Source organism: Pseudobacter ginsenosidimutans (assembly GCF_007970185.1).
Lineage (GTDB): Bacteria > Bacteroidota > Bacteroidia > Chitinophagales > Chitinophagaceae > Pseudobacter > Pseudobacter ginsenosidimutans.
On record NZ_CP042431.1, the window covers coordinates 2,497,519 to 2,511,730 of the forward strand.

General features: G+C 49.4%; 6 protein-coding genes. All 6 read left to right on the forward strand.

Features of this window, described 5'->3' with window-relative positions; all coding sequences use genetic code 11:
* Window positions 1-22: 22 nt before the first annotated feature.
* The 6 genes from FSB84_RS10270 to FSB84_RS10295 all read left to right on the forward strand — a co-directional run bounded on the left by FSB84_RS10270 (window position 23) and on the right by FSB84_RS10295 (window position 14,201).
* Window positions 23-3,148, forward strand: a complete 3,126-nt coding sequence (locus tag FSB84_RS10270) for a SusC/RagA family TonB-linked outer membrane protein (RefSeq protein WP_130541648.1) — start codon at window positions 23-25, stop codon at window positions 3,146-3,148.
* Between the two features lie 11 nt (window positions 3,149-3,159).
* Complete coding sequence (locus FSB84_RS10275; RefSeq protein WP_130541647.1) at window positions 3,160-4,863, forward strand: RagB/SusD family nutrient uptake outer membrane protein; 1,704 nt, start codon at window positions 3,160-3,162, stop codon at window positions 4,861-4,863.
* A gap of 24 nt (window positions 4,864-4,887) precedes the next feature.
* Window positions 4,888-7,923, forward strand: a complete 3,036-nt coding sequence (locus FSB84_RS10280) for a SusC/RagA family TonB-linked outer membrane protein (protein WP_130541646.1) — start codon at window positions 4,888-4,890, stop codon at window positions 7,921-7,923.
* A gap of 19 nt (window positions 7,924-7,942) precedes the next feature.
* Window positions 7,943-9,334: an SGNH/GDSL hydrolase family protein gene (locus FSB84_RS10285; RefSeq protein WP_130541645.1), complete on the forward strand. Its 1,392-nt coding sequence runs from the start codon at window positions 7,943-7,945 to the stop codon at window positions 9,332-9,334.
* Between the two features lie 66 nt (window positions 9,335-9,400).
* Window positions 9,401-11,884, forward strand: coding sequence for a glycoside hydrolase family 38 C-terminal domain-containing protein (locus FSB84_RS10290; protein ID WP_225980041.1), 2,484 nt, complete (start codon window positions 9,401-9,403; stop codon window positions 11,882-11,884).
* A gap of 7 nt (window positions 11,885-11,891) precedes the next feature.
* Window positions 11,892-14,201, forward strand: a complete 2,310-nt coding sequence (locus FSB84_RS10295; RefSeq protein WP_130541643.1) for a GH92 family glycosyl hydrolase — start codon at window positions 11,892-11,894, stop codon at window positions 14,199-14,201.
* Window positions 14,202-14,212: the final 11 nt, after the last annotated feature.

The window sequence follows — 14,212 nt, forward strand, 5'->3', positions numbered from 1 at the left end:
TACCATCGCTAAATCAAATAATATGTCTGCCAGGTATTGTAAAAATATCTTCACGGTTTGCTGCTTCCTGCTCCTGTTGCTGCCTGCAGCAGTGAGAGCGCAATCGGCCGCTGCTGCCATCAAAGGCAAAGTGCTGGACAATTACGGTCATCCGCTGGCAGGCGCCCGCATTACCGTGAGCCAGTCAGGCGCTTATGTATTCTCCAATTCAGAAGGTTTGTATGAGATCGATGCCCGTCCGGGTAACCTGCTCCTGGTCACGCATCCATCCTTCCTGATAGCGGAAACAATAGTAGAAGAGGGAGCTGATCAGATTGTGAGATTAACGCTCAGGCCATTGCCTTTGTCAGCTTCAGCTGCCGGTTCCATAACAGATACCCTGGTGCAGATTGGAAGAACGCCCGGCAATAGAATACGCGTGTTGTACGGTGAGAAGAACAGCATCACTGCATTGGGCGCTACAGCTACTGTATATAATGATCAGTTGACCACTACGCCTTCATCACTTTACGCATATGCATTACCGGGAAGACTGGCCGGTCTCTTCACCAAACAGGGGAATGGCTGGGGAGGATTGTCTTCTTCTCCCATTACCCAGGGTGAACTGCTCTTCAATATTCCCAATCAATCCCTGATCGGAGCTACCAGCTCAACCGATAATAATGAAATGTTCCTCTCATTGCGCGGTCAAAATCCCGTGACGGTGATCGATGGTATTCAGCGGGACATTTTTGCGCTTGACCCTGAAACCATCGAGTCCATCTCTGTTCAGAAAGATGCGCTTTCCAGCATCCTGCTCGGGCAAAAAAGTTCTCGCGGCGTATTGCTGGTTACAACAAAGAAACCCCTGCAGGGTGCGCCACATATCTCTTTCACGGCACAAACAGGCGTGCAATCGCCAATTGGCCTGCCGGAACCCTTACCCTCTTACCAGTATGCCTACCTGCTGAACGAGGCCCTTGTGAACAGTGGTCAGGCGCCCGTATATACCAAAGAAGATATCGAAGCATACCGCAATGGCAGCGATCCTTATCGCTATCCCAATGTGAAATGGCAGGATGAAATGCTGAACAAACATTCCATGCTCAGCCGCTATTCGCTCAATATCTCTGGCGGATCAAATGTAGCGCGTTATCTCGTGGGACTGAACTATACAGATCAACAGGGTATGTTCAGGGAAGGAGGCAATAACAGTTACAATACATTACTTCAATTAAAGCGCTACCTCATCAATACGAAAGTGGATGTTGATCTCAACAAGAACCTCAATGTGGCCCTGCAGATCTTTGGACGGATCCAGGATGGTAACCAGCCCGGGGCCGGCTACCAGAACATCTATCAGAACATGCTGCTCCTGCCCAACAATGCCTACCCGGTATTGAATCCCAATGGCAGTTTCGGCGGCACCACAAAATACCAGACCAATCTCTATGCACAACTGGCCAATTCCGGATATATCCTTAACAACGATAAAGAATTACTGTCAACCGTTGATGTTACCTACAAGCTCGATAACTGGGTGCCCGGTCTCTGGTTCAAGGGAAAGGCCAATGTTTCTGTGCTCACATCGTCTATGATCAACCGGAGCAAGCAAAGCCCGGTTTTCCAGATGAACGTGAACGGATCGGATACCAGCTATTCGCGTTATGGAAATATCACCAACCAGGTGAATAATTTCGATATCACTTCCAGCGGGCAGTCGTGGTTCTACCAGGCATCTCTGGGTTATTCAAAGCAGATTGGGGCGCACAATATCGAAGCGATGACCCTCTTCGATCAGTTGCAGACCACTTACAATTTCGACCTCCCTTCCAAATACACCAATATCGCAGCAAAAGTGGCCTACACCTTTGAGGAGAAATATATGGCGGAAGCAGCAGGTACTTACAGTGGGTACGACCGCTACAGGCCCGGCAACCGTTTCTTCTTTTTCTATGCTGCCGGACTGGGATGGAATATGGCGAAAGAATCTTTCATAAAAGATCATCTTCCCTGGCTCAATACTTTCAAGTGGCGCTTGAACTACGGGCTCACCGGAAATGCCAATATGGGCTACTTCACCTGGAGGCCCGCATTCCAGGACGAGTTCCAGAGCTATGGCTGGGGCACTACCAATGTGCCGCTCAATGGCGTACTGGAAAGACCATTGGTGAATGTGAATGCAGAACCGGAAAAAGCGCATAAGCTGAATCTGGGCGTAGACATTGCTGTGCTGCACAACCGACTGCAATTGTCGGCTGAGTATTACCGTGATGAGTATTTCGGTCTCATGCAGGTGCGTGGCCGCAATATTGCGCTGATCGGTAACAGTTATCCTGCAGAGAATATCGGCCGTAACCGGTTCTCCGGAACGGAGCTCACAGTAACCTGGCAGGACCATCTCCGCGACTTCAATTATTTCCTTACCGCCAATGCCAGCATTGCGCATTCAAAATCATTGTTCATGGATGAGATCGGTCGCCGCTATCCCTGGAATGTAAGAACCGGCAATATGCCGGGCGCCAATTTCGGGTATATCGCTGACGGGTTCATCCAAACCCAGGAAGAGGCAGAGAATTCGGCTACTGTTGCCGGTTATACCCTGCAGCCCGGTGATATCAAATACAGGGATCTTAATGGCGATAAGCTCATCGACCAGTTTGATGAAACCAATATCGACGGCAACAAGCCCATCGTGTTCTATGGCATCACCGGCGGCTTCCAGTACAAGGGTTTCAACTTCAGCATACTCTTCCAGGGCGTGCAAAACAGGAAGATGTACCTCAACTCCTGGGAAACCGAATTCGAGTTCGGCGCCATGAACCGTAATGGTACGCTCTACAATCACCATCTCGGCCGCTGGACGCCCGAAACAGCCAATACCGCCACCTATCCCCGCCTGACCTATGGCGCCAATGCGAATAACCATATCATGAACACTACTTTCTGGCAACATTCTGCAGATTATATCAGGCTGAAGAATATCGAGATCGGCTATACATTACCGTATCAATTGACCAGAAGGCTGAAACTGGGCGCTGTACGGGTTTTCGTGAATGCGCAGAACCTGGTCACCTGGGCAGAGTTCGAAAGGGTAGATCCCGAAGTGAGCGGTAAGGAGTATCCGATCCAGAGAGTGATCAATACAGGTATCAATATCAAATTATAAGCACACAGACTATGGTTTGTCAAGATAGAAAATATACCATCATTGCACTGGCAGCCGGCCTGCTGCTGATCACTGCCGCCAGTTGCAAAAAGACCTGGGAAGATGTTCCGCTGGAACAATTCACCGAAGAATATGTATGGGATGTGGAAGATTCACTGGGTGTGAAAGCCCGGGGATTTCTGGGAGCATTGTACAAATTCCTGCCGGAAGGATACAACAGGCTGGGCAATGATCTGCTGGACGCAGGCTCCGATGATGCCATTTCATCCGCCACCGGAGCAACCGATGTACAAAGGCTGTCCACAGGCAGTTTCAATTCCATCAACAATCCCGATGATCAGTGGAATACCTGTTACAGCAATATCCGCAAAGCCAGTTTATTCCTCAACAACTTTCATAAAGTACCGCTCAATATCAAAATGGCCGATGGCAGTTCTGCAAAAAAAGCCTGGAGGGCCGAAGCGCGTTTCATCAGGGCCTACTCATATTTTGAATTGCTGAAACGCTATGGCGGTGTACCGTTGATGGGAGATGAGGTGAGACAGGTGAACGATGACCTGGCCCTGCCCAGGAATAGTTTTGAAGAAGTAGTGAACTATATCGTGTCTGAATGTGATAAGGCGGTTGACAGTAGCTGGCAGGACCCCATCGAGGATTCACGTTACGGCTATGTAACCAAAGGCGCAGTGATGGCCCTCAAAGCCAGAACGCTGTTGTATGCTGCCAGTCCGCTTTTCAACGGGGGTAATATCGAAGCAGGCAATCCGCTCACCGGTTACACCAATTACGATGCAGAAAGATGGAAGCTGGCAGCCGAAGCCAGCAAGGACCTTATCGATTATAACAAATTCAGTTTGCAAACTGAATTCAAAAAGATCTTCATTACGCCCGGCAACCGGGAAGTGATCTTTGCCAAACTAAGCGGCAACAACAAGAATGTGGAAACCAACAATGCACCTATCGGTTATGCATCGGCGGTATCACAGGGACGCACCAGCCCCACCCAGGAACTGGTGGATGCCTTCCCTATGGGCAATGGCCTGCCCATCACCGATCCTGCCTCCGGCTATGATCCCAATTTCCCTTATGCCAACCGGGATCCCCGGCTCACCTATACGATATTCTACAACGGGGCGCAGTGGCTCAACAGGAGCGTGCAAACTTATGAAGGCGGGCTCGACAAACCGAATACCAACGTACAACAAACACGCAGTGGTTATTACATGCGCAAGTTCATGGGAGCTTATGAATCACAAACAGGTTACAGCGATATCCCGCATCCTGTGATGTTGTTCCGGTATGCAGAAGTGCTGCTGAATTTTGCGGAAGCGCAAAACGAGTATGCAGGCCCCGGCCAGGATGTGTACAATGCTGTGCAGGCGATCCGAGAACGTGCCGGCCTCAATCCCTTCCAATTGCCGGCAGGCCTCACAAAAGAAGCAATGCGCCAATTGATCCGCAATGAGCGCCGGGTGGAACTGGCTTTTGAAGAACACCGTTTCTGGGATATCCGTCGCTGGAAGATCGCTGAACAGGTAATGAACAGCCCGCTCCATGGGATGCGCATAGACGTGAGCAGCAGCGGCGCAAGAACCTATACCATCACGCAGGTACTGGCTGCAAAATTCCGTGCGCCTGCGATGTACCTCTTTCCTGTGCGCTATGATGAAGTGGCGAAGAACCCTCAAATGAAACAAAATCCCGGCTGGGAATAATCTAACCATTGCTAATTCATGTTTATGAACAAGATCTCCATAGGGCTTATATTGGGCATCCTGCTGATACCAATGCTCACGCTGGCGCAACGCACTGTTACAGGTGTTGTGAAAGACGACAATGGCCCGGTGACCAGTGCGAGCATCACTGAAAAAGGCGTTGCAGCCAATGGCGTATCCGCCAACTCCAATGGCCGGTTCAGCATCACGCTGCGCGGGAAGTCAAATACTATCATCGTCTCCAATGTTGGCTATGTGCAGCAGGAAGTGAATGTACGCGGCCTCAGCGATGTGGAAGTGGTATTGCAGGCAAGCCGGAACGCCATGGAAGATGTAATTGTGGTAGGCTTCGGAAAAAAACAACGTATCACCAACACCGGTTCAGTAAGCACCATCAAAGCAGAAGAGATCAGACTGGTACCTACAGCCAATGTACAGAATGCCCTCTCCGGAAGACTGCCCGGTTTCTTTTCACAACAAAGATCAGGACAGCCAGGCCGTGATGCCGCCGATTATTTTATCCGTGGAGTGAGCTCGCTCAATGCAGAAGGGAACAAACCACTCATCATTGTGGATGATATCGAATACACATATGTGCAGCTGGCTCAGATCAACGTGAATGAGATCGAAAGTATTTCCATCCTCAAAGATGCCAGCACAACAGCCATCTATGGTATCAAAGGCGCCAATGGTGTACTGGTGGTGACCACGCGCCGCGGACAATCAGGCAAGCCCCGTATCAACGTGCGTACAGAGGCAGGTGGGCAGGTGCCAACCGTGAAACCGGAGTTCCTCAATGCTTATCAGACAACACTGCTCGTGAATGAAGCGCGCAATAATGACGGACTGCAGCCACTCTTCACAAAGAATGATATCGAATTGTTCAAGAGCGGGGAAGATCCCTATGGTCATCCCGATGTGAACTGGTACGATGCCATCTTCAGGGATTTTTCGCTCCAGGCCAATACCAACGTGGATATTTCAGGTGGTAACAATACCGTGAAATATTTCACTTCTTTCGGCGCGCTCACACAAAACGGATCCATCAGGGATTTTTCAAAAGCAGGAGGAGAGCATTTGAATACCAACTATTTTTTCCGTCGCTTCAATTTCCGCACCAACCTCGATATCCAGGCCACAAAAACACTGAGTCTTCGACTGGATGTGACCGGTAGATTCGGCATGATCAATACGCCCAACACCAGCAATATCATGGAAGAGATCTACAATTTCGATAAGATCACTCCCTATGCCGCTCCCTTCATAAATCCCAATGGCAGTTACGCCTACGCCTACAATACCAAAGAGAGCCTGCCCACACTCAATGCAAGGCTGGCCCTTTCAGGATATACACGCACCAAACAGAACGACCTGAACATCCTGCTGGGAGGTACGCAAAAACTGGATGCAGTATTGCGTGGACTGTCTTTGACCGGCCGGGTGGCTTATGCAAGCACCTGGGATGTATGGCGCAAACTCCTGCGCGACCTGCCGCCCAGCTATCATTACGATGCTGCTACCGGGCAGTATAATATCGATCCCCGTGGCCGTTACAGCATGCCCACTTACGCAGTGAGCGCCGGCAGCGATATATCAGATAAACGCGTCAACCTCCAGGCCATCCTGAATTACGATCGCATTTTTGGTGATCACCAGGTGCGCGGTATGGTATTGTTCAATCAAAACAGTTACACATTCAAGGAAAGAGTGGCGGAAAACTTCAGGGGGTATAGTCTTTCTGCAGGCTACAACTTCCAGCGGAAATATTTGCTGGATGTGAACCTGGGATATAATGGCTCCGACCGGTTTGCAGGCAGCAAGCGTTATGGATTGTTCCCCGCAGTGTCCGCAGGCTGGAACATAGCAGCAGAGCCGTTCTTCGAGAAACTGTTCCCCGGCATTAAATTGTTCAAGGTCCGTGCCGGCTACGGTATGGTAGGATCTGATGCGGTTGATGGTAATCGTTATATCTATGAGCAGGTATATATTCCCGGAGGCAATTATTCTTTCGGTGAAACACCCGGCATCAGCAATGGCATCCGCGAAGGCATGCTCGGTAACAGCAATGTGACATGGGAGAAGAAGAAATCGCAGAACTATGCACTGGATGTGAATATGTGGAATGATAAGCTGTCGTTCACCCTGGAGTATTTCCGCGATCTCCGCATCGATCAGCTGGTTTACCGCGGCTCTGTGCCCAATGTACTTGGCATCGGTACAGCGCCAGTGAATATCGGCCGCGTCCAGAACAAGGGATGGGAGCTGATTGCCACTTACCAGGACAAGATCGGAGAAGTGCAATTCAATATCACACCCACTTTCTCATTTGCAAAGAACAAAGTATTGTACCGCGATGAAGCCGCGCAGCGTTATCCCTGGCTGGCCGCAACCGGTCATCCCATCAACCAGCCCTTTGGTTATAAATTCATCGGCTTTTATCAGAATGATGCAGATATCGAGAAAAGTGCAAAGCCCATCACCGGGGCTGTCAAACCCGGCGACCTCAAATATGCCGACCTCAATGGCGATATGCTCATCGATCAAAATGATATGACGGCCATCGGTAAGCCCAACCTGCATACCACCAACGTAGGGCTCACGCTGGGCGCCCGTTACAAGGGATTCAGCATGAATATCCTTTTCCAGGGCGCATACGATTACAGTTTCAGCATCATCGGCAGTGGCATCGAACCATTCAAAAGCCAGTTCCAGCCCATTCACTTACAGCGATGGACACCCGATAATCCAAACGATCCCCTGTTTCCGCGCCTCACTACCGATGCAGGCAGCGTGAATAGCGGCAGCAATTACATGTCAGATTTCTGGCTCATCGATGCACATTATATCCGTTTGAAAACAGTTGAGCTCAGTTACCAGTTACCTGATAAATGGTTGCCACTGCGCCTGAACAATGCGAGGTTCTACCTGAGCGGTTATAATCTTTTTACCTGGACCAACTACAAGAAATACCAACAGGATCCTGAAGTGGCCAGTGGTTCCATGGGAGATTCCTATCTTAACCAGCGTGTAGTGAACCTTGGTATCCAGATCGGATTGTAGAAAAATAATTTTTAGGCACATGAACAACATCCTTAAAAAAGCATTCGTACTTCTGGCATCGCTTGGCGGCATTGCCGCACAGGCCCAGGTGGCGCCTTTCAGGAAAGGCGACCGCGTGGTATTTGCAGGGAACAGTATTACAGATGGTGGCCATTATCATTCCTATATCTGGCTCTATTACATGACGAGATTCCCCGATCAGCGCATCGATATTTTCAATGCCGGGATCGGTGGAGATGTAGCGGCGCAGATCCTGGGCCGCTTCGATGGCGATATACTGCCTAAGAAGCCCACTGCTATTGCACTCACTTTCGGGATGAACGATACCAGGTACATGGAATACCTGCAACCAGGCGCCGATGAAATGGCCGCCAAAGCTGTTCAGACATCTTTCGAAAGCTATCAGCAGATAGAAAAGAAACTGAAGGCCTTGCCCTCCGTTCGTAAAATACTCATGAGCTCTTCTCCCTATGATGAAACCACTAAGGGGAAAGGCAATTATTATCCCGGGAAAAGCAAAGCGATGCTGAAAGTGGCGGAGTTCCAGGAAGCAGCCGCCAAAAAGAACAACTGGGCATTTGTAGATTTCAACCGCCCAATGACTGCTATCAACCAGCAGTTCCAGCAAAACGATTCCACTTTTACCATTTGTGGCGGAGACCGTGTTCATCCGGGTCAGGATGGGCATATGGTGATGGCATATATTTTCCTGAAAGCCCAGGGCTTCGCCAATAAGGAAGTGGCAGATGTTGTGGTGGATGCAAATCAGAAAAAGATCCAACGCGCCACCAATAGTGCTGTTACCAATCTTGCAGTTACCAATGGCAGGATTCAATTCGATTACCTGGCAAAAGCATTGCCTTATCCGCTGGACACAGTGCCGCGCGGCTGGGGCGCTACCACCAGGCAGTCTGAAGTAGTGAACCTCGTGGATTTCACCAAAGAGTTCAACCATGAAATGTTTACAGTAAAAGGATTGCAGGCCGATAAAAAATATTTATTGCTGATCGATAAGGATACGGTTGGAAGTTTCACCGGCGCTCAATGGGCTGAAGGTATCAACCTGGCCGGGATCAGTCGTACTCCCCAATACCAGCAGGCCACTGCCGTGATGTTGTTGAATGAAGAACGCTGGGAGCTGGAGCGCAAATTCCGTCAGCATGCCTGGGTTGAATTCAATATCCTCAAAGAGCATGGGCGCTTGAATAAAGACGATGTGAATTCGATGGCATTGCTGCAGGAGCTGGGGAAAGAGAATGGATGGATCAGGGGCAATCTCGATAACTACTCGAAGAGTCGCATGCCTGCTATCCGCGAAGCCTGGCAAAAACAGATAGAAGTATTGGTGAGCACCATCTATACCATCAATCAACCGAAGAACAGGCATTGTGAGATCAGGATGTTGAACTGATCCTTTGATCTTTAAGTAACATTAATGGGTATACGTAAAATTATTTCGGGGCTACTCCTGGCATGTTTGATCACCGGGAGTAGCCTTTCGGTGCAGGCGCAGCAATCATGGTTCATCGATGGCTATCATGGTGGCATCTGGGGTCATTACCCCAAAGGGTATACGAATTTCATTATCGGCCAGCTTCAGCAGCATCCTGCCTGGAAGATCAACCTGGAAATTGAACCCGTCACCTGGGATGCAGTGAGAGCTGATGATACAGCTGCCTACCGGAAATTGAGATCGATGATCGCAGCCGGTGATCGCATTGAATACGTGAACCCGGGATTTGGGCAAAGCTATTTGTTCATGGGTTCCGGCGAAAGCATGATCAGGCAATTCAGTTATGGCATAAAAAAACTAAGGGAACATTTTCCCGGCATCGGCTTTACTACCTACTCAACTGAAGAGCCCTGTTTTACCAGCGCCCTGCCGCAGGTGCTGAAGTCGTTCGGTTTTAAATATGCTTCACTGAAGAATCCGAACACCTGTTGGGGTGGCTATACCCGTGCACATGGCGGAGAGCTCGTAAACTGGATCGGGCCGGATGGCAGCAGCATCCTTACCGTTCCGAGATATGCCACAGAGGAACTGGTGAAAGGATCAACCTGGCAAACCACTGCCTGGAACAGTGGCAGGGATTATGTTCAATCAGCCCTGCAATATGGTGTGAAGCATCCTGTAGGAATGTGTTTGCAGGATGCAGGCTGGAAGAATGGACCCTGGATCGGCAATAAAAATGGAATTCAGTACACCACCTGGAAAGAATATTTTGAAAAGATTGCCGACCATTCGCTGGCAACCAACTGGAAGGTATCGCAGGAAGATATCCTGGTGAGCCTTGTTTGGGGATCGCAGGTATTGCAACGCATCGCGCAACAGGTGCGGAGCGCGGAAGACAAGCTGGTGGCCACTGAGAAGCTGGCAAGTATGGCGGCGGTCAGGTCAGGTTTCGCATGGCCGCAGTCAGCTTTCGATCAGGCATGGGAAAATCTCTTGTTGGCGCAGCACCACGATTGCTGGATCGTTCCTTACAATGGCGATCACGGGGATACATGGGCAGACAAAGTACGTAACTGGACAATGGTAACTGAAAATATCTGCGACAGCATCAGCACAGCAGCCAGGAAAGCGCTCACCAGCGCTGCTTCCAACAGTATCGCTGTTTTCAATACAACTGCCATCCACCGGCAGGAACTGATCAGTGTTTCTGCTGAGGAAGATTCGAAGGCCCTTGCTGTTCAGTCAGGCAAACAATTACTGCCCGTGCAATGGGCCACCAACGAAAAAAATGGAAAGAAGGAATTGCTGTTCAAAGCCTCGGTGCCTGCGGCTGGTGCACAGACCTGGCAATTCTCAAACAGAAAACCTGATCATCTAAAAGGAGCATCGGCTGAACAACGTGATGGGGTAATAGTACTGGAGACTGATCTCTATCGCCTGACCATCGATCCCAAAGCCGGAGGCGCTATCAGCAGCCTGATCAGCAAACAATGGCAGCAGAAAGAATGGATCGCTGAGGGTTCACCATCTTTCAATACCCTGCAAGGGAATTTTTATGATGATGGAGGCCAGCTCAGTACTGCATCGCGGCCAGCAACAGTGACCATCATCGAGAATGGCCCGCTGCGCGTGAAGGTAAAGATCAGTGGAACTATTGCAGGACAGGCTTTTCATCAAACCATCACTCTCATGCAGGGCGAACCACGCATCGATTGCGCCTTGAAGATCCTCTGGCAAAAAAATATTGCAATAGGCAGCAATTACAAACAGCAGGATTATAAAGCAGAAGAATACCGGAAAGCATTTTATGACGATAGTCAGAAACTATTGTTGTCATTCCCTGTGAACCTTTCCTCACAAACCATTCACAAGAATGCGCCCTTTGATGTTACAGCCAGCCGGCTCGATCATACATACTTCAACAGGTGGGACAGTATCAGGAATAATGTAATACTGCACTGGATTGATATCGCAGACGAAAAAGAGAAATATGGAATAGCGCTCTTCACGGATCATACCGGCGCTTATGTACATGGCAACAATCATCCACCCGGACTTGTGGTGCAATATTCCGGCAGGGGATTATGGGGTAGGGATTATACCGTAAACGGTCCAACTAGTATCAACTATTCATTGTTGCCGCATAAAGGTTTATGGGAGCAGGCACAGCTTGAAGCGGAAAGAGTGAAGCTGGCCGAACCATTGCTGGCAAGTGCCGGCTCTGCTGAGTTGAAACATTTTCTGCATGTAAGCAAACCCGGATGGGAGCTCAGTTCCATGACCATACACGGAAAGGACCTGTTGATGCGCTTCTACAATGCTGCAGCTTCAGATTCCACGGCAACAGTATATTTATCTGTACCTGTAAAACATGTAACATTGGAAAACCTGGATGGATCGATCCTCAAAACAATTCAAACAAAAAATGCAAAAAATGGAACCATTTTTACAGTGTCCGCTCCACGTTTTGGCATTCGCACCATAAGGTTGCATAACCTGGTTAAATAGATCAGATATGAAAAAGCATGTATTCCTCACTGCAAATATCCTGGCCATGTTCATGGCATCCGCTCAGCAACAACCCGCCGATTATGTGAATCCATTTATCGGCGCCAGCACCAGTACCGGTAAGGCTGGCACTTACCATGGACTGGGAAAAACATTTCCCGGCGCTGCCACACCATTCGGAATGGTGCAGCTCAGTCCGAATACCATCACCGGTGGCGATAACGGATCTGGTTACAGCTATGAACATACTACCATTGAAGGCTTCGCTTTCACACAAATGAGTGGTGTGGGTTGGTATGGCGACCTCGGTAATTTTTTGGTGATGCCGGCAACCGGACCGCTGGAAACAGCAGCAGGTAAAGAAGATACGCCTCATAAAGGCGGCTATCGGTCTGTCTACGATAAAGCAAGTGAAAAAGCATCCGCCGGTTATTACAGTGTACAACTCACAAAACACAATATCAAAGCTGAACTGACAGCCGCTCCGCACAGCGGCATCCTGCGTTTTACTTTTCCTGCCCACCAGCAATCCCGCATCCAGATCGATCTGGCCCGCAGAGTAGGAGGCACGTCCACTCTGCAATATGTAAAAGTAGTGGATGATCATACCATTGAAGGCTGGATGCAATGTACGCCCGATGGTGGAGGCTGGGGTAACGGTGACGGCAAAGCGAATTACACAATTCATTTCTATGCGCAGTTCAGTAAGCCATTGAAGAAAGTGGGTATATGGAGCGCCAATATTCCTGACGGGTTGCCTCGCAAACGCGAGAACATTGAAAGTGATGATTACCAGCAAAGGATTGCGAACGCTGATGTCTTCACCGGATTGAAAGAAAAAAAAGGAAAACATCTCGGCTTCTACACCGAGTTTGCCACCAGTGAAGGAGAGCAGGTGCTGATGAAGGCCGGCATTTCGCTGGTGAGTATTGCAGGTGCAAAAAAGAACCTGCAGGCAGAGATAAAAGACTGGAACTTCGATCAGGTACGAAAAGCAGCCAATGAATTATGGAATGATGCGCTTGGTAAACTAATTGTGGAAGGAGGGGATGAAGAAAAAAAGACAGTCTTCTATACTGCTCTTTATCATACCATGATCGATCCCCGCGCCATGGCCGATGTAGATGGGCAATATCCGGGCGGCGATCACCGGGCACATACTACCAAACAATTCACCAAGCGCACCGTGTTCAGCGGCTGGGATGTATTCAGGAGCCAGATGCCGTTGCAAACCATCATCAATCCCGTTGTGGTGAATGATATGGTGAACTCTTTGGTGGAGCTGGCGGATCAGACCAATAACAAATATTTCGAGCGTTGGGAATTCTTCAACGCTTACAGTGGTTGCATGCTGGGTAATCCTGCCATATCAATGATCACAGATGCTTATGCAAAGGGCATCCGGAATTTCAATGTGCCCAAAGCACTCACCTACGCCATCAACTCCTCCGAGAAATTCGGTAATGGAGAAAAAGGATATACGCCCGGCGGTTTGTCTGTTTCCCACACTTTGGAATACGCCTATACTGAATGGGCAACCGCAAAACTGGCCGGATTCCTGGGTAACAGGGAAGCTGAAAAAAAATACAGGCTGCGTAGTCAGTCTTACCGGAATATTTTCGACAGCAGCAAACAATGGTTCCGTCCAAGGAAGGAAGATGGCAGCTGGGAGCCCTGGCCGGAAGAAGGCAGGCTGAAAGAATGGTATGGCTGTATGGAAGCCAATCTTTATCAACAGGGATGGTTCGTTCCTCATGATGTCCCCGGCATGATTGCCTTGATGGGAGGGAAAGACAAAGTGCTGGCAGACCTTGATAATTTCTTTGAGAATGTGCCGGAGAATATGATGTGGAACAACTGTTACAATCATGCAAATGAACCAGTGCATCATGTACCCTTTCTCTACAACAGGCTCGGTGCGCCATGGCTCACACAAAAATGGACACGTGCGATCTGTAGCAGGGCCTATAAGAATTCTGTGGAAGGATTGGTGGGTAATGAAGATGTGGGACAGATGTCTGCCTGGTACGTGCTGGCCGCCAGTGGCCTGCATCCCGTTTGTCCGGGCGATACCAGGTATGAGATCACCAGTCCTGTTTTCAATACCATTCGTTTCAAACTCGATCCCCGATATGCCAGTGGTAAAACCTTTACCATCATCGCTAAAAACAATTCACCGGAGAACCTGTACATCCAGCGTGCCAGCCTTAACGGAAATCCCTATACGAAATCTTATATCGATCATAAGGATCTTACCGCCGGAGGCACGCTTCAGTTGGAAATGGGGCCTGCTCCCAATCCCGCATGGGGCAAATAGTTATACGGTAT